This window comes from Leptospira andrefontaineae, assembly GCF_004770105.1.
GTDB lineage: Bacteria > Spirochaetota > Leptospiria > Leptospirales > Leptospiraceae > Leptospira_B > Leptospira_B andrefontaineae.
The window spans coordinates 216,222-240,290 of record NZ_RQEY01000019.1 but is presented as its reverse complement, the minus strand read 5'-3'; the positions used below and the strand labels follow the sequence as shown (position 1 = coordinate 240,290).

22 protein-coding genes are annotated in these 24,069 nt (G+C 41.6%); 14 read left to right on the top strand and 8 right to left on the bottom strand.

Going from position 1 to position 24,069, the window contains the following annotated elements:
- Positions 1-89: 89 nt before the first annotated feature.
- From EHO65_RS15225 to EHO65_RS15215, 3 genes are read right to left on the bottom strand one after another with little or no spacing between them, the layout of a single operon-like run.
- A complete protein-coding gene (locus EHO65_RS15225) occupies positions 90-524 on the bottom strand; it encodes a hypothetical protein (RefSeq protein WP_208744110.1) in 435 nt (144 codons plus the stop codon).
- 55 nt (positions 525-579) lie between these two features.
- Complete coding sequence (locus tag EHO65_RS15220; protein WP_100722186.1) at positions 580-1,845, bottom strand: acetyl-CoA acetyltransferase; 1,266 nt, start codon at positions 1,843-1,845, stop codon at positions 580-582.
- Between the two features lie 18 nt (positions 1,846-1,863).
- The gene (locus EHO65_RS15215) at positions 1,864-3,174 is read right to left on the bottom strand and encodes a 3-hydroxyacyl-CoA dehydrogenase family protein (RefSeq protein ID WP_135775418.1); all 1,311 of its coding nucleotides are present in this window, start codon (positions 3,172-3,174) and stop codon (positions 1,864-1,866) included.
- 403 nt (positions 3,175-3,577) lie between these two features.
- Here EHO65_RS15215 and amt point away from each other — a divergent pair, with 403 nt between their 5' ends.
- The 4 genes from amt to EHO65_RS15195 all read left to right on the top strand — a co-directional run bounded on the left by amt (position 3,578) and on the right by EHO65_RS15195 (position 7,819).
- Complete coding sequence (gene amt, locus EHO65_RS15210; RefSeq protein WP_135775417.1) at positions 3,578-5,677, top strand: ammonium transporter; 2,100 nt, start codon at positions 3,578-3,580, stop codon at positions 5,675-5,677.
- A gap of 149 nt (positions 5,678-5,826) precedes the next feature.
- Positions 5,827-6,093, top strand: coding sequence for a hypothetical protein (locus tag EHO65_RS19995; protein WP_010513955.1), 267 nt, complete (start codon positions 5,827-5,829; stop codon positions 6,091-6,093).
- Positions 6,094-7,257 (top strand): RlpA-like double-psi beta-barrel domain-containing protein, encoded by a 1,164-nt coding sequence (locus tag EHO65_RS15200; RefSeq protein ID WP_135775416.1) that lies wholly within the window; start codon positions 6,094-6,096, stop codon positions 7,255-7,257.
- Between the two features lie 13 nt (positions 7,258-7,270).
- A complete protein-coding gene (locus EHO65_RS15195; RefSeq protein WP_135775415.1) occupies positions 7,271-7,819 on the top strand; it encodes a metal-dependent hydrolase in 549 nt (182 codons plus the stop codon).
- Here EHO65_RS15195 and EHO65_RS15190 read toward each other — a convergent pair.
- From EHO65_RS15190 to EHO65_RS15180, 3 genes are all read right to left on the bottom strand, one after another.
- Entirely contained in the window at positions 7,805-9,811 is a 2,007-nt protein-coding gene (locus tag EHO65_RS15190) for a M48 family metallopeptidase (RefSeq protein WP_135775414.1), read from the bottom strand. The two genes, EHO65_RS15195 and EHO65_RS15190, sit on opposite strands and share 15 nt — an antisense overlap.
- Before the next feature lie 117 nt (positions 9,812-9,928).
- Positions 9,929-10,798, bottom strand: a complete 870-nt coding sequence (cyoE, locus tag EHO65_RS15185; protein WP_135775413.1) for a heme o synthase — start codon at positions 10,796-10,798, stop codon at positions 9,929-9,931.
- Between the two features lie 5 nt (positions 10,799-10,803).
- Entirely contained in the window at positions 10,804-11,742 is a 939-nt protein-coding gene (locus tag EHO65_RS15180) for a COX15/CtaA family protein (protein ID WP_135775412.1), read from the bottom strand.
- A gap of 323 nt (positions 11,743-12,065) precedes the next feature.
- Here EHO65_RS15180 and EHO65_RS19945 point away from each other — a divergent pair, with 323 nt between their 5' ends.
- The 10 genes from EHO65_RS19945 (at position 12,066) to EHO65_RS15135 (ending at position 21,434) form a co-directional block, all read left to right on the top strand.
- Positions 12,066-12,227: a hypothetical protein gene (locus tag EHO65_RS19945; protein ID WP_167482042.1), complete on the top strand. Its 162-nt coding sequence runs from the start codon at positions 12,066-12,068 to the stop codon at positions 12,225-12,227.
- A gap of 22 nt (positions 12,228-12,249) precedes the next feature.
- Positions 12,250-13,095: an SCO family protein gene (locus EHO65_RS15175; RefSeq protein ID WP_135775411.1), complete on the top strand. Its 846-nt coding sequence runs from the start codon at positions 12,250-12,252 to the stop codon at positions 13,093-13,095.
- A gap of 26 nt (positions 13,096-13,121) precedes the next feature.
- Complete coding sequence (gene coxB, locus EHO65_RS15170; protein ID WP_208744108.1) at positions 13,122-14,144, top strand: cytochrome c oxidase subunit II; 1,023 nt, start codon at positions 13,122-13,124, stop codon at positions 14,142-14,144.
- Between the two features lie 11 nt (positions 14,145-14,155).
- Positions 14,156-15,739, top strand: coding sequence for a cytochrome c oxidase subunit I (gene ctaD / locus EHO65_RS15165; protein ID WP_135775410.1), 1,584 nt, complete (start codon positions 14,156-14,158; stop codon positions 15,737-15,739).
- Positions 15,726-16,505 (top strand): cytochrome c oxidase subunit 3 family protein, encoded by a 780-nt coding sequence (locus tag EHO65_RS15160; RefSeq protein ID WP_135775409.1) that lies wholly within the window; start codon positions 15,726-15,728, stop codon positions 16,503-16,505. Before ctaD ends, EHO65_RS15160 begins: the two co-directional genes overlap by 14 nt.
- Before the next feature lie 159 nt (positions 16,506-16,664).
- Entirely contained in the window at positions 16,665-17,324 is a 660-nt protein-coding gene (locus EHO65_RS15155; protein WP_135775408.1) for a hypothetical protein, read from the top strand.
- Between the two features lie 110 nt (positions 17,325-17,434).
- Positions 17,435-17,998 carry a CarD family transcriptional regulator gene (locus EHO65_RS15150; protein ID WP_100708833.1) on the top strand — a complete coding sequence of 188 codons (564 nt, stop codon included), beginning with the start codon at positions 17,435-17,437 and terminating at the stop codon, positions 17,996-17,998.
- A gap of 41 nt (positions 17,999-18,039) precedes the next feature.
- On the top strand, positions 18,040-19,302 hold the full coding sequence (locus tag EHO65_RS15145) for a PIN/TRAM domain-containing protein (protein ID WP_135775407.1): 1,263 nt from the start codon (positions 18,040-18,042) through the stop codon (positions 19,300-19,302).
- 123 nt (positions 19,303-19,425) lie between these two features.
- Entirely contained in the window at positions 19,426-21,021 is a 1,596-nt protein-coding gene (gene pckA / locus EHO65_RS15140; RefSeq protein ID WP_135775406.1) for a phosphoenolpyruvate carboxykinase (ATP), read from the top strand.
- A gap of 146 nt (positions 21,022-21,167) precedes the next feature.
- Positions 21,168-21,434, top strand: a complete 267-nt coding sequence (locus EHO65_RS15135; protein ID WP_008595105.1) for a phasin-related domain-containing protein — start codon at positions 21,168-21,170, stop codon at positions 21,432-21,434.
- Positions 21,435-21,490: 56 nt separating this feature from the next.
- Here the strand turns inward: EHO65_RS15135 and EHO65_RS15130 are convergent, their stop codons facing one another.
- Both EHO65_RS15130 and EHO65_RS15125 read right to left on the bottom strand, forming a co-directional pair.
- On the bottom strand, positions 21,491-22,207 hold the full coding sequence (locus EHO65_RS15130) for a hypothetical protein (protein ID WP_135775405.1): 717 nt from the start codon (positions 22,205-22,207) through the stop codon (positions 21,491-21,493).
- Entirely contained in the window at positions 22,208-24,046 is a 1,839-nt protein-coding gene (locus tag EHO65_RS15125) for a CHAT domain-containing protein (RefSeq protein ID WP_100722165.1), read from the bottom strand.
- Positions 24,047-24,069 lie beyond the last annotated feature (23 nt).

Below are 24,069 nucleotides of genomic sequence, written 5' to 3'. Positions count from 1 at the left end.
AAAATTGGACCCAGGTTAGTGAAAATTTACTCCCGGGGTTTTTAGATTTGGAATGAAGTTCTAGAAATTCAGAACGGATTTGGGATCAGTTAATCTTCTTCGCTTGTGAACGTAAAAACAAAAGAAGCTAATATGCTTAGAACGGATTGGTAGAAGACCCAAAGCCAGACCAATTTTACTGGGAAGGCGCCGGTGAATTGGGAGATCGCTAAAGCAGGAGCTACAAAGGCAGCGATTGAAAAACAAATCCCGGTCAACAGTCCGCCTAAAAGTCCATAAGGCAATGCAGGTCTAACAAGAGATGCTAATATTCCAATGAAGAATACTTCTAAGATGTCTGCAACGATAGGTCCGATCCAAAATACTTGGGACATAGGAACGAAGAAGTTTTTTAAGTTTGGATCAAAATAGAAAGTAGAGAATAATAAAGTTCGAAGGGAAACTGAGGCAACTTCCCAAATTCCAAGAGCTACGAAGAACCTAAGTAAAAATTGATTCCAATCTTTTGCCGTGCGTAAACCCATATAAACGAAAAGCCCGGGGATACCGGGCTTTTCCATTCTTTTTTGTAGAAAGAATTTATTTTCCGACTACGAACACGTAATTGGTGGTTGCTGATCCTCCGATATTGAGCATCAGTCCATTTTTAGCGCCTTCTACTTGGTAATCACCTGCAGTTCCGGTAACTTGTTTATAGATGTCTAACATCATTCTCACACCGGAAGCTCCAACAGGGTGTCCCGCTCCGATAAGTCCACCGGATGGGTTGATCGGTTTTTTACCGTGGAAGTCGATCACTCCGTCTTCGATTGCTTCGTGTTCTTTACCAGGTTGAGTGATCCCGAAAGCGGAGATCGCTGCATACTCGGAAGAAGTGAAACAGTCGTGAGTTTCGAATACGTCGATGTCCTTAGTGTTCAAACCGGAACGGTCGAATGCATCTTTAACGGTTTGGCGAGTCCAAGGAAGAACCCATTTGTCACCTTTAGATTCAGCAACTTTTGCTTCGAAAGTGATTGGAGCAACTCTATGACCCCATCCTTTGATCTTAGGATAAGCAGAAAGTTTAGTTCCTTTTTTCTTAGCGAACTCTTCTGCGTAATTCTTGTTAGCAAGAACTACTAACGCAGCGCCGTCAGTTACTTGAGAACAGTCGGTGATTGCAAGGCGTCCACCCACTGCCATATTGAACTCTCCGCCTCTTGAATTTGCATGTTCATTATTCATGAACCAAGAGCGAGTTTGAGCTTTAGGGTTACGTTTTGCGTTTGCGTAATTGATTCTAGAAATTTCCGCAAGAGCTCCCATATAACGTTTTTCATCCAACTTGTAACGCTCTAAAAGAACGTCCGCGAGTTTTCCGAAAAGTTTAGGGAATGGGAATTGAACTCCCTTAGCTTCTTTGTCGTAATAAGCTGCTGTTCCTAAGAAGTCTCCACCTACGGAAGAAGAAACTGTCTTCATAATTTCCATACCAACAACGATCGCTACATCATAATCTTTAGAGCGAAGTTTGGTTTGAGCAGCATCTAGAGCAACAGAGCCGGAAGCACAAGCAGCTTCATAACGAGCGCCTGGAACTCCGAAGAAACAAGGATCAACTTCAGTTAAGAAAGCTCCCAAGTGTCCTTGGACTGCATATTGTTCTGCATCGAAGTTTCCAACGAAAACACCGATACGATTTTGTTTGTTTAACTTTTTGATTTCGTCAGGAGTAAGACCAACTTTTTCTAGTCCGTCTTGAACGGCTTCCCTGAACAAGGACATGAAGGTTTTTCCTTCTTTAGTCCAGTTACGTTGGAAGTCTGTTTGCTCTCCGCCGAGTACGTAAACTGCATCTTTCATGTAATCTTTCCTCCCTTATTATCCTTTAAAAAGAGAACGAGCGTCTAAAATATCTTTCAATTGATAGAAAGGTTTTCCCGCTTTCGCTTTTGCCAATACTTCCGGAACAGGAAGTTTTGCTTTAGTGATTAGACTGATTGTTTCCTTAGGTCCGCCTAAGAAGTCCACGAATGCAGAAGCAGGTGCCCAGTTAAATCCGGTTCCCATTGCAAGGTCAGTCATTTCTTTGCTATCTACAACTTCTCCTACGAGGGAAAGAGAGTAGCTTACGTAACGAGCGATAAAGTAACGAGCGATATCTGCTTCCAGACCTTTCGCTTCTTTTACGATATTCATTGCACCGATATAATCAGCTTCGCCGATCCTGCGGTTTGCTTCCTTGATAAAAGGAATATCAAATTTAGGTACCGGAACAAACAGGTCACCTTTGATATCGTAATAGAGTTTTTCCTTTTTACCGTCAGGAGTTTTGGTCATTTTATAAAGACCTTGTCCGGACTTTCTTCCTAAGTCACCGCGATCGATTAACTTTTGGAAATAACCAGGAAGTTTGAATGTAGAATGTGCAGCATCTTTAGTCATCTCATAGAGGTTGTCTACGATTGCCTTGTGAACATCTAAACCAACGAAGTCAGCAGTGTCTAGAGGAGCCATTGCTCTTCCAGTGTATCCGCTCATGATCGCGTCGATAAGTGCGATACCACCCTTGTCGGAATATTCTTCCGCTTTGATAGCAGCTTCATTGATCAACTGGAATCCGATCCTGTTACCTGCGAATGCTGGAGTATCATTCGTATAAACTACAGCGCGTCCCAGAGTTTTATCCAGATACTCGCCTAGTTTTTTAGTAACTTTCTTATCGTTTCCTGCATGAGTTACCAATTCGCAAAGGATCATTTTATACGGAGGGTTGAAGAAGTGAGTTCCGTAATAATGTTTTTTACCGTCTTCGTCGAAAGCATCTGCTAGACGAGCGATAGAAAGACCGGAAGAAACAGTGGATACGATAGTGCCCGGTTTACGAGCTTTCGCGATCCTTTTGTTGATCGGTTCTTTAACTTCATAACTTTCTGCAACAAGCTCGAAAACCCAATCGGATTCTGAGACTGCTTTTTCCAGGTCTTGGTCATAAGAACCAGGAATTAATCTAGGACGGATAGTGTCCGTTTTGATGGAAGAAATAGCTTTTTCGATCCCTTCTTTAGCTTTGTTAACATCACGGGCTAACATATGGACCTTTGCTTTACCAAAAGCTGCCACGATAGCTGCGGATCCGGCGCCCATTGTCCCATTTGCGCCAAGAACGGTTACGGTTTTGATTTCCCTCATGGAATTATACCAACATCTCGGTTTTTGTAGAGTTAATCCTTGTTTAAAACAGGCTTTTTAGAGGGAAAGGCTTTTTTCTCCTTCGAAGCCCCTGCTTTAGCCGTTATCTATCAGACTTTGTAGAACGGTCGTTACGTTCGAAATAAACACTGTTCTTCAAAAAAATCGAATTTTCTCTAAGATCCAAGGAAGTTTTACGATTTGAAGAAGTGCCCATAGTCTCTCCGGGGATTAGAACTCACTCAAGTAAGGGAGGGTTTTCGGGGTATTTATCATCCTTCTTTATCAAATTATAATGAGGTTTCCCGCTTGCGTCTTGTTAGATTCGAATAAAATCATTCCGATAATTTACAGTGATAAGCGAAACAAAATACGTCAGGAATCATTCGGGGGAACCTTTTCTATGATCTTAGAAAAGAGCTTATTAGATATACTTTGGGTCTTGGTATGTTCAGGACTGGTGCTAATCATGCAAGGCGGTTTCCTTGTATTAGAGTCTGGGCTTACTAGAGCCAAGAACTCAATTAACGTTGCTATTAAGAACGTGGCGGATTTCGGAGTTGCTACTCTTCTTTTTTATACATTCGGATTCGGACTTATGTTCGGGGTTACTTGGAATGGTCTTATAGGAACTTCTTTATTTGCTCCTGTATTTCCGGAAGGTAAGGCTTGGCCTCCGACCTTCTTCCTATTCCAATTGGTTTTCTGTGGAACTTCTGCAACGATAGTCTCCGGAGCAGTTGCAGAAAGATTAAAATTCCATTCTTATTTATTCGCTACCGCTCTTATCTCGGGAGTGATCTACCCAATCGCCGGTCATTGGTGTTGGGGAGGAAGTTTAACTGATGAGAATCACGGTTGGTTGGCAGCAAGAGGATTTCATGACTTCGCCGGTTCCACTTTGGTTCATAGTGTGGGTGGTTGGGTATCACTTTCACTTCTTCTTATCGTTGGAGCAAGGATAGGAAGATTTCCGGAAAACGAACCGCCTAAAACAGTAACTGGAAGTAACTTGCCTATGGCGATGTTAGGCGGAATTCTTCTTTGGTTCGGATGGATGGGATTCAATGGGGGAAGTACTCTAGGTTTTAACGAAAAAGTTCCAGGTATTATACTAAACACGATTATCTCTTCCGGATTCTCTCTGATGGTTGCGATGTTAGCAGCTTGGTTGATCAAAGGATTTCCGGAAGCGACTGCTCCTTTGAATGGATCCTTGGCCGGATTAGTTGCTATCACTGCAGGCGCGGATTGTTTCACTCCAGTTCAATCGGCGATCATAGGTAGTATTGCGGGCTCCTTCGTTCTTCCTGCGGAAAAACTCTTAGAAAAATTGAAGATAGATGATGCGGTTGGAGCGATTCCTGTCCACTTGATCGGAGGAATTTGGGGAACAATTGCAGTCGGAATTTTCGGCGATTTGAATTTGATCGGTCATAATGTTACTAGATCTTCTCTTCTTCTTACCCAGGTCTTGGGAATCCTTTCTGTGGGCGGATTTGCATTCGGACTTTCATTACTGATCTTCTATCTGATTAATAAGTTTTTCCCTCTCAGGGTGGATGGGGATGAAGAAAGAATGGGACTGAATATCTCGGAACATAAGGCAACTACGGAGCTGATCGATCTATTTTTAGCAATGGATTACCAGAGAAAGACCGGGGACTTGGCTGTAGATGTTCCAGTAGAACCATTCACTGAAGTGGGTCAGATCGCAGAGCGTTACAATTTGGTTCTCGGAACAGTACGTTCTACGCTTGCAGACAATGAAAAAGCTAGAGTAGAGATTGCGGATGCTTATGAAAAAGTCAGGATCGAACAGGATAAGGCGGAAAAATTACTGCTGAACATTCTGCCTGGCTCTATAGCTCAAGAATTGAAGTCAAACACCGGGCTCATCGCAGATAGTTATCCGAATGTTTCTATTCTTTTTGCAGATATCGTTGGTTTCACTAAAATTTCTGCGGTGATGAAGCCTGAGTCCGTAGTACGCATCTTAAACGAAGTATTCTCCCATTTCGATATTCTGGCAGAAAAGTACGGTTTGGAGAAGATCAAGACCATTGGAGACTCTTATATGGCGGTGGGAGGCCTTCCTTTACCGAATGAGGCGCATCCTTTGCTTGTAGCTCATATGGCATGGGACATGAAGGAACTTCTTTCAAAATTCAAACTCAAGAAAATGGGTACTAAACTGCGTATGAGGATAGGAATTAATACTGGTCCAGTAGTCGCAGGAGTCATCGGAACTAAAAAATTCATCTATGATATCTGGGGAGATGCAGTAAATCTTGCTAGTCGTATGGAATCTCATGGTGTTCCGGGAGAAATTCAGGTCACAGAGTCCACTGCAGAACTAATTAAAACCGATTTTGCGTTAACAGAAAGAGGAGAGATCAAGGTGAAAGGAAAAGGTTTAGTCAAAACCTTCTTAATTAGCCATCGACTACGTTCTCCTGAAGAGAGTTTTACCGATCAAGGATACTCATTCAGCGCAACTTAAGATAGAAATGAAACATTATGAAATGTTTTACATTGCTTTCATGAAAGAAAATGAAAAAAGGTTTTACTCTTTTTGCTCTAAGTCTTACGAGTGGAAATTTACTCTAGGAATAACGGAAAGATTCCCCAGATACAAGGAGTATCTATACCATGGTAGCTAAGAAGAAAGCAAAGAAAAAAGCCGCACCTAAGAAGAAAGCGGCAAAGAAGAAAGTAGCGAAAAAAAAGGTCGTTAAAGCCACTAAGAAGAAAGCAGTTAAGAAGAAGTCTGCGCCTAAAAAGAAAGTAGTTAAGAAAAAAGCTGCTCCAAAGAAACCGGCGCCTCGTCCTGCTGCTCCAGTTGCGACCCCAGAACCTACGCCTGCACCAAGCCTGTTCCCAACTGGCGGTTCCAGCGAAGGAGAGAGCAACATCTAATTGCTCTTTTTTCTGAGAAAACTGGTCCCGCTCCCTCTTGGGAGCGGGATATTACTCTACCTTCTACTCTTCTCCACCTCCTTATTCAGCCAAAACTCTCCTCCAGTTTACGCAAAAGTACTCTGCATTAACTCTGCGGAAGGTTGTGAATGTAAATTTCCTGAAAAGGAACATGGCATCCGTGTATTTCACGGAGAAGCTGTCATTTTAGAAGATCCATCCAATAAGTCCGAAACATCTAAGATACGTCGCTCTAAAGAGTCCTGCATCTACCCAAGAGCCAATTTAAAACCTTTGGCATACCAGCATACGTTTCGACCCATGCAAACGTCTCTGGATCATTCTCCGAAGCCCTTAGAAAGATTTCTCTCCCAAGAAGACCTGGAACGTTTGTCGGAATTCCAACCAACGAATCTAGGTGCTTATTATCCTACGTATTATCATTTAGCATTGGAAGAAGCATTTCCAGGAACGGAAGTGGCCGCATTTTCTCCTTCAGGAAAAGAAATCGGCAGAGCATCTGCTACATTCCTAGAACAAGTACGTTGGGAAGGTTCCGGAATCGCAAAGGATGGAAAGAAATACCATTTCGCCGGAGAAGGAAAATACGAGCTCTATGATCTGGAATGGGGTTGGGGTGCCGGGTATAATTACCAAGTGTTTCCATATCGCACCTTGGCAGTGAGTTTCAAGGATCTATGCGAGAAGATCGGGGCCAGAATTTCTTCCTGCAATAAATCCAAGGTAATCGGTGCATTAGCTTTTATCTCCAAGATCAAAGAGAAGAAGATCAAAATGCAGAATGGAAAGTACCATGATGGGTATTTCTGCCTAAACGATACTGGATCACCTCTCTATATTCGAGATGATAGAGTGGATATGTTCGTAGGAGTCCACGGAGGAGGAAGTCCTTACCAGCCTCAGGAACTTTCCAGGAATCTATTCTTAGATGCCGGGATCCATCCTCTTTATCCTTTCGACTGGAAATTATATAGCTCCGAAAAGGAAAGATTCTGGTGCCCTAAGGAAAAACTTCCTCGAAATCCATTTTCTCCCTCTGAATCCGAATGCAAATTGGATTATCATGCCCAAGCTCCGGAGAAGGGAATGGAGATGAAGATCTTCTTTCGCAAGGATGGAAGTTTGGTCCGTTGCAGGACTTAGGAAAGATTAATTCATGGCCACAATATTCACCCATCCAGCAGTTCCAATCTCGCTCTTCTTCTTTTTTGGAAAAAAGAAAGTTCCTGTATTACTTGCAGTTTTTGGAATATTTTTCTCTATTCTTCCTGATTTTGATGTTGTCGCTTTTAAATTTGGGATTCCATACGAAAGCGATTGGGGGCACAGAGGATTTACTCATTCCATTGTGTTTGCTTTGATAATGTCCTGCATTGTTGCATTCTTCAGGACAAAACTAAAGGCAGGTTGGCTTACTATCTTTTTATTCCTTTTCGTGTCTGCGATATCTCATGGAATATTGGATGCCATGACTACAGGCGGTTTAGGAGTTGGATTCTTTATTCCTTGGAGTTCTGAAAGGATCTTTTTTGAATATAGACCGATCCGAGTTTCCCCTATAGGTCCAAGGAATTTTTTTACGGAAAGAGGTTGGATTGTGATCCAATCAGAACTTTTGTATGTTTGGGTCCCGGCTGTTTTTGTTTCCGGGACCGGTATTTTGATTAGAAGGTTTTTCTATAAAGGTAGTTCACTGAACCACTAAAAGATCTATCTTTCCGTGTTTATTATATTTCACGAAAGCTTTTCCTTTTTCGTAGTAGTCGTGATATTCACCTTGTTTTCTGAATTTAGAGCCTAAAAGTTTTTCTGCAGCTGGCTTAGAAGATCCAACTGTAATTCCTTGTCCTAATCCCGGGCTATTATCTCCGACTACATTCACTTGCACTACGGTTCCCATATCTAAGATAAACGCAGTCTCTTTGTTATCGTATTCGAAATATTCCAAACCGCTTTTTTTATCCGTTTTGATACGTGTAGGTTTTCCCCAGTTTTTCAGAAGATCCTCTAACTTATCACCGGGACCAACTCCACCAACTTTGAAAGCATTCACTTCGTTTGCAGGAGTGGGGGCAGTCAGTTCAATTGTATGGATCTTTGCTAATACCTTTGCCCAACCGGAAGTAGAATCGTAATTAGTCAAATAATAGCTTGCGAGCCCTTTTGATTTTGGATCTACAGCGGAATAAGATTCAACCAATGCAATATTTAAGATCGGTGTGAAGTTCTCATAAATATAATCCGGATCCACCTGTTGTTTTTGAGCTGTGGACTGACCGATAGTCCTTAGATATTGAGCGATCTGAGGATTGTTTCCACTTTGATTTGCAAGAGTTCTGATCTTTTGATCAATGGAAAGCGCGAGGCGATTGAAAAGTTCTTTTGCTTCTTCTCTCTTGTCCGTCCAAAATAGAACTACTCCTAAATTATTTGCTAATGCAACGGTTCCTTCTGCTTGGAAAGCTTTGTTGGCAACGCTAACCGCTACATCTAGATCTTTTTCGTCTGCAGAATAAGAAAGTAATACGGCGTAGTTAGAGAGAAAATACGGATCATCCGTTTTTACGATCACTTCTCTGTACGCTTTAAGTGCACGATTATAAGCCGCCTCATTCCCTGGAACAATCCTCATAACTGCACGTTTACTTTTATCCGGGGGAAACACCATTGTATCTCTAAAAGAAGGCATGTCCAATACGGGTTTTAATTTTAATTCTTCATTAGAAGCGGTTGCCATCCAGATCTTGTGCATACAAACTGCGAGAGCTTTACTTAAGTAAGTGTTCTCCGGGAACTTTTTAAGTCCGTCTTCTAGATTGGATCTTGCTCCATCTAAATTTCTTCCAAGCTGGATATCATCGAAAGTTTTTTCCATCTTAGCCAAGAAGCTATATAGTTCTTGTTTATCCGTATTGAGTCTGGACAATCTTTCATTCGGAGAAGGGTGGCTGGAGAAATAATGAGAACCTATCAGCTCAGGTCTAGTTTTATCAGCTTTAGAAGAAGCTAATGCTTCTTTATAAGATTGTTCTACTTCATTTAAAGTTTGAAGGGTGATAAGCATAAAGTCACCACCGTAACCAGCCTTATCCAATAAGAATAAACCTGTTTGGTCCGCATCCAGCTCTTGCTCTTGTGAAAATTTACTATTTTCTAAAAATGCTTTTCCGGAGGGCTCATCTTTCAATGCATAAAACTTTTTCACACTATTGAAAACATGTCTGTTATAAAAATGAGCTAACTCGTGGGATAATACTCCTGCGATATATCTTTCTCGATGGAAGTCCAGTTTCTGCGCTGCATCCGCTTCTTTTTGTTTGATAATATCATCGAGAGAATCCAATGCGCCTGAATGAATGCAGAATTGTCCACCTGCCATTGCAAATGCGTTGAAACTTGCCTCCTTTACAATTTTATAAACTAGAGGAAAGGGAGGATTTCCGGAATTTTTAGAAAGTTTACCGAATGCTTTGTCTATCGGTTTCTTCCAACCTTTATGATCTGCAAGTACGGTCTTGGATTTGATCAAATTTGTGAACTGCACATTACTTTGTCTTACTAGCTGCGCATACAATTCCGAGTCGAATTCTCCCGGTTTGTTTTGAGAAAAAATTGGAGAGCCCGAAAAAGATACTAAGCCTAAAACCACCAATAATTTCAGGACATAAGGGCGAACCGAATTCGAAAGATCGATCATGGGAAAACCTCTTGAGGAGAGAAAACTATCTGCTATTAAGCGAATGTCAACTCTGAAAGGTTTAAAAAGTGAAGTGAAATTTTTTGAGCGAAAAACCGGTTTGGAGAACTTTTAAAGTCAGGCAGCGATTGAATGATCGATTAGAATTAAAATATTGATTAAAAACAAGTGTAGAATGCTAAAGAAGAAAAATCCTCTCGCGAATTTTGGCTCGGGATTCTGGAATAATTTTACGGAAAGATAAAGTATAGAGATACTCAGCGCCACGGAAGAGATCATATACAACCAACCCATGGAAGGTTCTGCCCAATAGAATGCGATCACAGATCCCACATACAAAACTGTGTAAAATAATATAGAACGTCCGGTTTCTTTCACACCTTTTACTACTGGCAGCATAGGAAAATTCGCGTCGCTATAATCTTCTTTTAAGAAGATTGCAAGCGCCCAGAAGTGAGCCGGGGTCCAGAGGAAGATCATTAGGAATAATATCCAAGCAGGCAAAGGTAAAGAATTACTTACGGCCGCATAACCGATCAAAGGTCCTACACAACCTGCCACTCCACCTATTACAATATTCTGGTGTGTTCTTGGTTTTAATAAAATGGTATAAAGAAAAACATAAGCGAGAAGTGCGGCAAATGCACATAGCGCAGTTAGCAAATTCGCAAAATAGTATAAGATCCCGAATGCAACAAAAGTCATTGCAAATCCAACGATCCAGGCCTGGGCAATGCTGATCCTTCCTGCAGGAAGCGGACGATTTGCAGTCCGTTTCATTTTAGAATCTCTATCTATTTCTATGATCTGGTTGAATATAAAAGATGCAGAAGACATTAAAAAAGTCCCAAGCATCGTCATGAATACCAGAAGTGTGCTAGGTGCAGCAGGACCACCAAGATATAAACCAGGCACAGCGGTCGCCAAAACTAAGGAGCTTACCCTTGGCTTGATCATTTGGTTCCAGTCTGAAAGAAAACTATTCATTCTATTTAAGAAACCTTACTCTTAGAAAGTTCAGAAGCTCTCTGCACCCAAACTGCATACATGGACAAGAAAAGAAGAATAGCTACTCCGGTATGAGCAGCCGTCACAAGTTTTGGAAGTTTTGCGTATACGTTCACAACTCCCAATCCTATCTGTATGAGAAGAAGGATAATTGCAGTCCTTACGTATTTTTTGGTTTTCGATGAGAATCCTCTGAATATTCCATAAAGGTTTATTAGAAGAATATAAAATGCCACTAAATAGGCACCCAATCTATGTTGCACCTGGATTTGTATCTTAGGCTCCGGAATGGAAGGGATCCATTCTCCGTTACAAGTAGGGAATTCTAAACAAGCAAGCCCTGCGTAATTCGAACTTACCCTTCCTCCTAAAATAATTTGGAAGAAGATCAACAATACTCCGATCAATAGAGGGATCTGGTCCTTCTGCAATAAACTTTGTTTTGTTAAAAACTCATTTGAATTTGTGGAATTTTCAAGGTACTGCGCTTTGAATGCCGCGGTAGCAATACAAAGTAAAAATAAAATAGCATTTAATAAGTGAAGATTAACGGTAGCAGGATCTAAAGATAGGAGAACAGTTAATCCTCCCAAAGTAACTTGAGAAGCGATAAGTAAAATTCCTAAGATAAAATAACCTAAGAAAGGTTTTCTTAATTCCGGAACGATTGCAGTCCAAACAGTGCCCGCAATAAGAACAATTCCTAAAAATCCGGAATAATATCTATGTCCTACTTCCATAAAAATATTAAAATCGAAGTCAGGAAAAATTTTACCGAAACAAAAAGGCCAATCCGGACAAGCGAGTCCGGAGTCAGTAGCTCGGACAAGTGGTCCATATAATAAATTTAGAAAAATTAAAACTGAATAGATTACCAGAAAGAGAGAAAACTTTCTGAATTGAGAATAAGTAGAAGCGATCATTCTGTTTTTTCGGAGGATCCGAGCTCTTCTTTACCATACTTGAGCGAGATTGATTTGGGGCAAGAGATTTGATGTTTGAAAATTGAAAGCGCGCATTTTGATCTGAGACTAATTCTCACACAATAGGCATTCGATGATTCTAAAGAACGAACGTTCTAGTGCCCCGACCTAAGGATAGAAGCTCTTTATGTCGGTTCCAAACGTATGAAAACACTGAAAAGCAAAAACGCTTTCAAAAAAAAGATAGGTCTCCAAAACTGGCTGGTATCTTTCGCTTTTTACAAAAGTGAAACGTTTTTTTCTGATACTTTAGGAGTCATTCCATGAGCCAAAACGGAGACCATTACAACAAGGCAGGTTTTTGGACATTCGTGGTCGTCTTGACCGCAAACATTCTTTATTTCGTTTATCTTTCTGCATTCCACAAAGGTGTTAAAGATTATAATGAAGTAGTTCCTTCTAACACTTCGGCAGCGGCGAAGTAAGGAAAGAATCCGGGATAGAACGTTGTTCTCCTCCAATCATCCGCGGCGATTTTCAAAAATAGCTGCGGCTCTTCTACTTTTTCTACCATTCTTATCTATTCAATCCTTCGATACCGAAAGAGAACTACCTGCACATGCAGTTCCTCCCGAACTCGAAGGTGTAGGTCTGGAAGAAAAATTAGGAAATCATATCGATACCAATTTATCTTTCGTAGATGAACAAGGAAAACAAGTTCGCATTGGCGATTATTTGAAAGAAGGAAAGCCTCTTCTTCTTACCTTAGTGTATTATCGATGTCCCACTCTTTGCAGTCTTTATCTGAATGAGATCTCAACTGCACTCAAAGAATTGAATTTAGAAGTAGGAAAAGAATTCAATTACGTAGCAGTTAGTTTTGATCCGAAAGAAAAGCCGGATCTAGCAAAAGCGAAAAAAGAAGTATATGTGAAAGACTATGGAAGAGGGGACGGTTCCGGCTGGAGTTTTTTAACCGGGAATGATCCTGAAATAAAGGCTTTGTCTTCCAGCTTGGGTTTTAGCTACAAATGGAATCCTTATAATGATCAATGGGTGCATGTTTCCGTAGCATATGTAATAACCCCTGAAGGACAAATTTCCAGATATTTAAAAGGGATCCCGATGGATGAAAGGACCCTGAGATTATCTCTCGTAGAGGCTGGAAACGGTAAAATCGGCGATTTGACTGACAGTGTTGCCCTTTTTTGCTTCCAATTTGATCCATCCAAAAATAGGTATACATTATACGCGTTCAATATCATGCGAATCGGTGGTTTTCTCACCGTCGTTATCCTTGCAGCGTTCTTATTCCGCTTTTGGAAGAAACAAAACTCGTCTAGTACAGTATAAATAAAGGAAGGAGTGATTTCGATCCGATGAACTGGTTCTCTCTTATTACGGCGACAAGCTTCATGCCGGTTCCAGCGACTAAAGAATCGGGAGATGTAGACAACCTCTATATCTTTCTTCTTGTTTCGGGCCTTATCTCTTTTATCATTCTCATTGGGGGAATGGTAATATTCATTTTCAAGTATAGAAGAAAAACTGAAGACCAGAAAAGTGCGTATATCACGCATAACACTCTTGCTGAGTTCCTTTGGTCCTTCATACCTTTCGTGATCATGATGATCATCTTCGCTTGGGGATGGAGTGTATTTCACGATCTTCGCAGAGTCGGAGAGAAAGGTGATGTTGAGGTTCACGTTACTGCTCGTCAGTGGGCTTGGACTTTCAAATACGCGAATGATATCGAGATCAATAGCCCTAGCGACAAAAAGTTGTTGGACGATCCGGACTCTACTCTTCTCAAACCTGAGATCGTAGTAGTTCCTGTTGGCAAAACCATTCGTTTTATTCTTACATCTGATGATGTTCTACATAGCTTCTATGTTCCTGCATTCAGGAACAAAATGGATGCGGTTCCTGGCAGAAGAACTACTTTCACTTTCACTCCGATCGAGAAAGGGGACTTCACAGTATTCTGTACTGAGTATTGCGGAACCAAACACTCCAATATGATGGCTACGATTCGTGTGGTGGACGGCGAACAATTCGCTGCTTGGCAGGCTGAAAAAATCGCTGCTAACGCCGGCGCTAACAACAAAGGACCTGCAGAAAGAGGAGAAGCTCTTTTTAAAGGAAGCCTTGGATGTAGCGGATGCCACTCCATCGATGGATCCAGGATTGTTGGACCATCCTTCAAAGGTCTTTATGGTAATAAGAGAGACTTCGCAGACGGATCTTCCGTGACTGCGGATGACGCTTATATCAAACAATCCATCCTTGTTCCAACAGCTAAGATCGTAGCTGGATTCCCTCCTGCAATGTCTTCCTTCCAAGGAAGAATCAAAGAGGACGAGATCAAGGACATCATCGAATTCATTAAGACGCTTAAATAGGATTACGGACAATGGCCCACGAGCAACATAATTACCTGAATCACCAAAAGGGGATTTGGTCCTGGCTTACGACCTTAGATCATAAGCGTATCGGGATCATGTACTTTGTCGCGATCATGAGCTTCTTCTTTTTAGGAGGAGTTTTCGCTCTATTAGTTCGCGCAGAATTATTCACACCTGGAAAAACCCTTTTTTCCGCAGACGTTTATAACAGAATGATGACCTACCATGGAGCCATTATGGTGTTCATGGTGATCGTTCCTGGTATTCCTGCAATTTTCGGAAACTTCGTTCTTCCGATCATGATAGGAGCAAAAGACGTAGCTTTCCCAAGATTGAACTTAATGAGCTGGTACATGCTGATGATCGGTGCTGCGATCACTGGTTCCACTCTGTTCTTGGAAAACGTAGATACCGGTTGGACTTTCTACACTCCATATTCTTCCATTAAAACTGGATTAGGAGTGATTCCGATGGTTCTTGGAGTATTCATTATTGGATTCTCCTCCATTCTAACTGGTTTGAACTTCATCGTTACCACTCATAAACTGAGAGCGCCTGGAATGACCATGAACAGAATTCCTCTAATGGTTTGGGCACTTTACTCAACTGCGATCTTGCAAGTATTGGCAACTCCAGTTCTTGCGATCACTCTGCTTCTTTTGATCGCAGAGAAAACTCTTGGAGTGGGGATTTTTGATCCTCAGTTGGGAGGAGATCCGGTTCTGTTCCAGCACTTCTTCTGGTTCTATTCTCACCCAGCAGTTTATATTATGATCCTTCCTGCGATGGGAGTGATCTCCGAGTTGGTTGCTACTTACTCTCGTAAAGTAATCTTCGGATATACTGCAATCGCTTACTCTTCCTTAGCGATCGCTGGGGTTTCCTTCTTAGTATGGGGACACCACATGTTCGTTTCCGGACAATCCGAGTTTGCGGGAGTTCTGTTCTCCTTCATCACAATGCTTGTAGGGGTTCCTACAGCGATCAAATTGTTCAACTGGATCGCTACCATGTATAAAGGAAGTATCCGCTTGGATGCTCCGATGCTTTTCGCGATCGGGTTCATGTTCTTATTCACCATCGGTGGTTTAACTGGAGTGTATCTGGCTTCTACCGGTATGGACGTTCACTTCCACGATACTTACTTCGTGGTGGCTCACTTCCATTATGTAATGGTTGGTGGAACTTTGATGGCTCTAATGGGAGCATTGATCTACTGGTTCCCTAAAGTTACCGGTAAAATCTATAGCGATCTAGCAGGAAGAATTTCCTGGGTATTTATCTTCACTGGATTTAACGTTACCTTCTTCCCTCAATTCATCTTGGGGAATATGGGAATGCCGCGTAGATACTATGATTATCTTCCTACATTCACCGAATTAAACCAAATGTCCACTTTCGGATCTTGGTTGATCGGAACAGGATTCTTGGTTGGCCTTTACGGAGTGTTCTATGCACTGCTGAAAGGAAAAGAAGCAGGAAACAATCCTTTCGGAGGAAAAACTCTGGAATGGACAACTACTTCTCCTCCACCACACGAAAACTTTGAAAAGACCCCAGTACTAACCGGAGGGCCATATGAGTACCGCTAATCACACAGGTGGTTTTCATCACGCACATCATTTCGATAGCGCAGAGCATCAATACGAATCTTCTAAACAAGGGATCTGGTTATTCCTTGTTACGGAAATTCTAATGTTCGGTGGATTATTCGTAGGATATTCCATCTACCATTCTCTATACCCTCAAGTTTTCCATGCGGGAAGTAAGCAACTTTCCGTTGTCTTGGGAGCTTTGAACACAGTAGTTCTTCTATTCAGCTCATTCACTATGGCGCTTGGAATTAACTATGTGCAAAGAGGTTTGAAAAATAAAGCGATCATCGCTCTCGCAGTGACTATCGCTTGTGCTGCGATCTTCATGGTCGTAAAATTTTTCGAATATACTCACAAGTTCCATGTAGGTACTGTTCCGGGAAAATATGCTTACACTGAAGAGTTAAGCGCTTCCGGTGAGAAGGTAACAAAAGTGGGTGCTCTACTTGCAGAAGCTAGCAAACTTAGCGTAGCAGAAAGAGAACACAAACTTCACCTAGACGAAACTGAATACGAGCATCTGACTCTTTTGGAAAAAACCAAAAACTGGCCTTTGTTCTTCGGATTCTATTTTGTAATGTCCGGTATTCATGGTTTGCACGTTCTTGCCGGTGCGTTCCTTATCTTCTGGGTATTGTTAAAAGTGATCAAAAACCAAGTTGGTCCGGAATATTACACTCCTGTAGAAGGTGTGGGTCTATTCTGGCACGTGGTAGACTTGATCTGGATTTACCTCTTCCCTCTTCTTTATTTAGTGGGATAAGTTAAGCCAAAAGAAAACGACTGAAAGGTTCGTTGTGAAAAGCCGGGGTTTTTTCTCCGGCTTTTTTATTTTCTGTCCCAAATGTGGACCTAAAAAAACTGCAAAGAAACGGCGAATTCTGCCGATATTTGAAAAGAGACAAGTTTTCCCGGACGCAATATGCAAAATATAGATTATTCCAGAAGACTGAGACAATCCGGAACCAGAGGTCCGGCTCCACGTCAGGGAGAGTCTTTTCCAACGGTCCAAACCATTCAGCATGTGAGAGGAGGAAATTCTCCGATCCGTTCTTTCCCAAGTTCCAGATCTATCTTTTTGGTTTTAGTGGGAGCCATTTCTCTTTTTACAGGTGGAGTAGTAGTCGGTCTTAGGTTGGATCAAAAGGAGCAGGCATTTGCTCAGAATGAAACCCAGTCTTTTTACAATGCGGGAAAAAATGTAAGAGCAGAACAGTCTGTTGAAGAAAGAGAAAATTCTTCTTCTGAAGCAGTAAGTTCCAATGCGAGCGAAAATTCTGCTGAAACTTCTTCTTCCTCTAATTCCAATAAGTATCCTGGACTCAAATTTCCTGCAAGGTCGGATAAGGAAAATTATTTCCTGTCTATCCCAACTGAGGATTCGGTCGAGGCAATGGAAATTGGAAAAAAATTGCTCAGAGCGAAACCTGAGTTCCAAGGAAGATTTTTCCGATCGAAGGATGGGGAATTATTCCTAGGATATTTTTACGGAAAAGAAGAAGCTACCAAGGCTTTGGAATCAATTCGTCCTTTGAACGATCCAATTTTTCACAAAACTTCTATTCACAAACTTCAATTTTGATCTGACTTCGAACTAAGTTCAGATCTGAGCTTAAACTCATTTTTTCCTTGACTTTGCCTCAAAATTTGCTATATTTTTGGGCAGAGTTTTAACGGAAGTCTTAATACTAATTGGCTGGCAAAAAGAAACAATCTGGCTACGATCATGGCGTAGGCGACTACGTCGTATATCCGATCCACGGGGTAGGTGAAATCACCGAAATCTCCAAAAAGGTTATCCTGGGAAAGAAAAAAGAGTGCTACGTAATGGAAATCCAGGGTAGCAAGATGAAGGTGATGATCCCGGTCGATAAAGCAAAGCAGGTCGGAATTCGACCGATTATCGACAAGAAGGATATCAAAAAAGTTATCAATCTACTCAAGAAAGACGAGGTCGATACTGAAGAGGACTGGAAGATCAGGTACCAAAACAACCTGAACAAAATAAAGTCCGGATCGATCTTCGAAGTGGCGGATGTGTGCAGGAATTTATTCCGCAGGGCAAACGGTAAAGAACTGTCCATCATGGAACGTAAATTGTACGAAAGTGCGTACAATCTAGTGAAGATGGAAGTCGCCCTAAGCAAAGGAGTTTCCCAAGAAGAAGCTGGGAACCTTGTGTCAGATGTTCTAGCTAGTACATTCGCTCCGGGAGAAAGAGTTCCCGTAGCTGCAGTCGACATAGACGAAGAATAGTTTCCGATAAAACTCGAATCTTATTTAAAAGGATTTGAGTTATGGCGTATTTTTATAAAGGTCTAACGGCCGTCCTACTCTCCTTAGTGTCGTTCTTTGTAACGCAAAAACAAACTCAAGAGTTTGTATTCTCAGGCTCCAGTGCAGGGCTTGTACTCGTAATTTCTCTCGTACTTTTGTTCGGTGAAACTAAACTATTTCCAAAACTTCGCGGTGACGTTATTTTTTGTGTTGGTGTGGGTGCGTTATTAGGATTTGCCCTAGCTTGGTTTATCGGAACCATCATCCGTTTCGAGGAATTGAATCTTGCATTGTATCTGATCCTAGGTCTTTTCGGAGCTAGAGCAGGTAAGTCATTCGCAAAAGAACCTGGCCTTTCCGTATTCGGTGGAGGCGGTGGTGGACCTACTTCTTTAGTAGATCCATTCGGCGTTGCTTCTATCGGCAAAGACGAAGTCAGAGATAAAATTCTGGATACTTCTGTTGTTATCGACGGAAGAATATTAGATATTGCTGATACACATTTTATCGATGGACCTCTCATTCTGCCGAACTTCGTTTTAAGAGAGATCCAGCTGATCAGTGATTCTTCTGACCCTATCAAAAGAGCAAGAGGGCGCCGTGGTTTGGAGATGTTGAACAAACTCCAAAGAAAAGGTTCTATCGAAGTTAAGATCACTTACAAAGATTATTCTGACACAAGAGAAGTTGATGCTAAATTGATCAAACTTGCTCGTGACACCGGTGGAAAGATCGTAACTAACGATTTCAACTTGAACAAAGTTGCGGAACTCCAGGGAGTAAAAGTTCTTAACTTGAACACCTTGGCAAACGCATTAAAACCTGTTGTTCTTCCTGGCGAAGAATTGGCTATCCAAGTCATCAAAGAAGGAAAAGACGAAAACCAAGGTATCGGCTATCTAGAAGATGGAACCATGGTAGTGATAGAGAACGGCGGACATCTAGTTGGTAAAGAAGTGAAGGTTACCGTAACTTCTATCATCCAAACTGCTGCCGGAAAAATGATATTCACCAAAGCTAACGGAAACAGTGGTTTTGATAAAGGTGAACGCGCCCCTGAAAAAGAAAACAGAGGTGGTAAAGGCGGAGAACGCGGAGAAGATCGTGGAAACAGATACGATCGTGGTGACCGAGGAAACGAGGAAAGAGGAAATCGTAAAGATTACCAAAACAAAAACCAGAACCGTGGCAATTACCAAGACAGAGGCGATAAAAACGAGGGTAGGGGAGATGATTTCGGAAATCGCAAAGACTTCCAAGATCAGCAGCAACAACAGCAATAACCCCCTCTAAAGAGACAGAATGCGGGTCGGATTAGGAATTGCCTTCAAATTCGACCCGGTTCCGAATTGACGGTATCCTAACCCGAAAAAAAATTGAAATACGATCTCAATAAGGAGAGCCAAATGCAGGCCCAAGCGCAAGTGAAGGGACTGAAGGAGCTCGGTATAGAGCCCTCCGAAGTCTTCCATAACCTTTCATACGACGAAATTTTCGAACACGAAAAGAATAACGGGGAAACCGTTCTTTCTTCTAACGGAACCATGATGGTGGATACCGGTATTTTCACCGGACGTTCCCCAAAAGATAAATACTTCGTAGACGAACCTTCTTCTAACAAGAATATCTGGTGGTCTCATATTAACTTTAAAGCTTCCGAAGCAGTTTTCGAAGAGCTTTATCAAAAATGTGTAAACTACCTTAGCGGAAAAAAACTCTACGTATTCGACGGATACGCAGGAGCAAACCCTGAGACCAGAATTGGTCTTCGTGTAGTTTCCGAAAAAGCTTGGCAGCACCATTTCTGCACCAACATGTTCCTTCGCCCTAGCAAGGAAGAGTTGGCTAATCTTCTTCCTGAATTCACTATCATCAACGCTTGCGGAGTGAAGAACGAAAAATACAAAGAGCATGGCCTGAACTCGGAAGTATTCGTGATCTTCAACCTTGCAAAAAAACTCTGCATCATCGGTGGAACCGAATACGGCGGAGAAATGAAGAAGGGTATCTTCTCGGTAATGAACTATAAGTTACCATTACAGGGAATCGTTTCTATGCACTGTTCCGCGAATATCGGAAACAAAGACGGAGACACTGCTCTGTTCTTCGGACTTTCCGGAACCGGCAAGACTACTCTTTCCACTGACCCGAACCGCAAACTGATCGGAGACGATGAGCATGGTTGGGACGATAACGGAATTTTCAATATCGAAGGCGGTTGTTACGCGAAAGTGATCAACCTGGATCCTAAGACGGAACCTGAAATTTTCGAAGCAATCAAAAGGGACGCTCTTTTAGAGAACGTAGTTTACGACGAAAAAACGAAAGTTGTAGATTATACTTCCGCTGCTAAAACCGAAAACACCAGAGTTTCCTACCCGATCTACCATATCAAAAACATCCAAGTTCCTTCTAAAGGTGGCCACCCTAAAGTGATCATCTTCCTAACTTACGATGCATTCGGAGTTCTTCCTCCGGTATCTCGTCTGTCTATCGAACAAGCGATGTATCATTTCCTTTCCGGTTACACTGCGAAAGTTGCGGGAACTGAAAGAGGTGTTAAAGAGCCTACCGCTACATTCTCCGCTTGTTTCGGAGCTGCGTTCATGACTCTTCACCCAACTGTTTATGCTCAGTTGTTGGGAGAGAAGATGCGCAAACATAATGTTCGCGCATACATGATGAACACAGGACTTGTTGGTGGAGCTTACGGAACCGGTAAGAGGATGAATCTTCCTTCTACTCGTAAAATTATCGACGAGATCATGAACGGAAACATCGACAAAGCTGAATTCACGAAGCACCCCATCTTCCAAGTAGAATATCCTAAAACCGTAGAAGGTGTAGATAGTTCTATCCTGGATCCTCGCGAGGCTTGGGCTGATAAGGCTGCTTATGATGAGTCTTCTAAAAAACTTGCCGGCATGTTTATTGAGAACTTCAAAAAATATGTAGAAGGTTCTAAAGACTTCGACTTCACTGCGTTCGGACCTCAAATATAGGCTGATATCTAAAAAGTCGGATCTATTTCCGGAGGAGTAAGTGGGATTTCCCCTTACTCCTTTTTTATGCCCTTGTGGTTTCGGTAAGTTGTTGACAAGCCATTGTGCGGCGCATAATCATCATACAATACATAGGGATCAAAAGTATGGAAAAGGAAATCAAAGAAGCACTGAATTTCGCGATCGGAGCGGCAAAAACCCTAAGGGAACAAGCGGACAGTATTCTTTTAAAAGTGGAAAAAGAATTTAAAGAGCTATCCGCAAAAGGTTCTCAAGACCAAAGCGAAGTTGCAAACAATCTTAGAAAATATATCGAAGACGCATTACGTTCCGTGGAAGGTCTTGCAGGCCAAGTTAATTCTAAAGTAGAAGAAGCTAAAAAAGAATTCGGTAAGAAAAACTCTAACGACTAAGATCTTTCATCTTCTCGTTTATCCTTCCCCGTCTATCCAAATCGATTTTCAAACCTTTAAAGCCTGGGATCATCCGATTCCAGGCCCAACCATTTCGCCAATCTTTCCTTGAAAGAGATAGGAGGAGGGCTTTCCATATCCAATTCGAAAGAAGTATTCCATAAAGAGATATTCTGTTCGAATTTGATCTTTAGAATTTTAAGAATAGTTTCTCGCGAACCTGTAAACCACTCGGAAGAAGGGATCCCTTTTTCTGTCAGATAACCTTCTATCAAATCAATACTTCTATAATCGGAAGAAAGAGAAGAATAAGAAAAAGAATCATCTGCGAATTCCGAAAATACATTCTCCCACTCATCCGCAAAATTCCTTTCTTTGTTCCTACAATCGTAGGCTTGGCAGATGGAAGCTCCGTAAAAGGAATAATTCTGACTACGAGGATCTCCTGTATAAACAGGATGGATCATACATCCGATCCTACTTCTGACTTTGGTCTCTGGAGATATTCCATTTACTTCTTCAGTAAGCATTCCTAAGAAGGGACAGTTATAAGTGAGCGGGTCTTTCTTAACGTAATTTTTTTCTGCTTCTTCTCTTACTTTTCTGAATTCCGCCATTGTATAAGGTTTCGAGAAGTCCACAGACTCTTTGAAAGTTTCCGTTCTATCTTTTAATAGAGTTCTGAATTGGTCCGGCTTTAATTCTAGGTTGAATAGTCCACAGCAGGCTCCGCAAGAAAACGGAACATCTGCGGAAGGTTGGCAAAGCCCCACTTATAAACCGCCGTGAGGCAGATTCCCAGGCTTAGAAGGAAGAAATCCTAAGAATGCGAGTTCTAATTCTTTGGTCTCAGGATTTTCTACTATATTACAGTTCAGAGGGAAGATCTGCATTCTATCTTCGTGGAAAACGATCACCTTTCCTCTATACTTTTCGATCTGCTCTCCTATAAAATCTTGTTTGATCATAGGAGCAGCGACTAGAGAAGATTCGGATTTTATTCCACGGAAGAATAGATGATTATTCGAGTTTGTAGAAACCAAGAAGATACTGATCCTCTCTAATTCCTCTAACTCAGTCAGAAGGTTTTCAAAATAATACTGGAATGTGATCAGATATCCATCAGCGGATTCAGGTTGGATCTGACCTTTTGAATACAGATCGATCCAGTTGATCATTTTGGAGATCGTATCTTTGTTTGCGAAAAGTATTTCAGGTAGATCTGTAACAACAGGAGTGATCTCTAATTTTCTGAAATCATGAAGGCATTGGAACATCAGTTCCCACCATCTCTCCGTATTGTATGCGTCGTCAGGATTATTCGGGATATATTTTCCTAAAGAGTGATTCTGGTGATCGCTGAATAAAATACCACCTATCACTTTTGAAAATTCTTCAAACGCAAAGATTAAATGTTCCATCAATTGATAGGAAGTAAGTGATTCTTCTTTTTGTTTTTCAGTGAACTTATAATAAGATGCCGCGATCGGGTTCGGATAAAATTTGAATATTAAAGAAGGGTTAATGATCTTATGGACTGGTTTACCTTTTGTAGGATCGGAAACCACTCTAATGACAGGTTGTCCATGTAAACTATAGTTAGTCCAAGTAAGATCGCTTGGATCGTAATTCCTTCTGGCATGTTCCTTTGCAAGATACAAAGATTCGCCAATACTTCTATCTGCGAATAGGTTCGTATAAAATTGGATCGTAAAATCGATAGTATTCTGATTGTCTGCGATTTCCCAATTGGTACCGATAAAACTTTTGATCCCGGACATCAAAAATGATCCTGCAAAATTGTTCATCAGATCCGCGTTCAAATTCCTCGTAGCACTTTTGTTGGACTGACAAGAGTTGGAGAACACCATGTCAGTGTTAAATCCCGAGTTTTTGATCTCTCTTGCTTTTAGGATCTTTCCTTCAGAGATCAGCCATCCGTTTTCTAAAGGATCATCCGAGAAGTAAAGATGCCCCGAATAATGGATAATATTCTTTCCTTTGATAAGAGAAAGAAGTTTCAACTTGGTAACTTGGCGTCCACCAATGAATTCGATCTCTAATCTAGAGCTTGGTACCTTCTCACTTAGAACTCTAAAGATCTGCTCTCCTTCTTTCTGAGCCCATTCAAGATCCTCTGTCGGATCTGCGATGATGAGCATTCGTAATTTCTCCTTCTCTTTGAAGGCTCCGCTACTGGATTCTCCTCTTACGGTTTTTCCTATATAAAATTTATCGGAGAGAAAACAAGTTCCGTCATGTAGGAGCTCCCACGGGATCACTCCTAACTTAGGATCTATATTAAAGTGAAGGTATTTTTCAGTAGTTAGTCTGAGTTTTTCTTGGATTGCCGCAGGAAAAAACTGATCGTAGAAAGTTTCTCCCAGGATCTTTAGATCATGAAGAATGTCTGTTTCTAAAGTTGGGGTTTGTGCTGATTTTTGGTGGATTGCAACGGAAACCCGAACTAAGTTTTCGATTTCCTTAATATACTCTAGGATTAGATCCTCGTCCATTGTGGACTGAAGATGTGATTCGGACCCACTGCCGGAACTATCCAGAATATTGAATACGTTTACGGCACCGACTCTGTCTATGATTAGGTTCAGCATTGGATCTAAAAACTGCGCCTAAG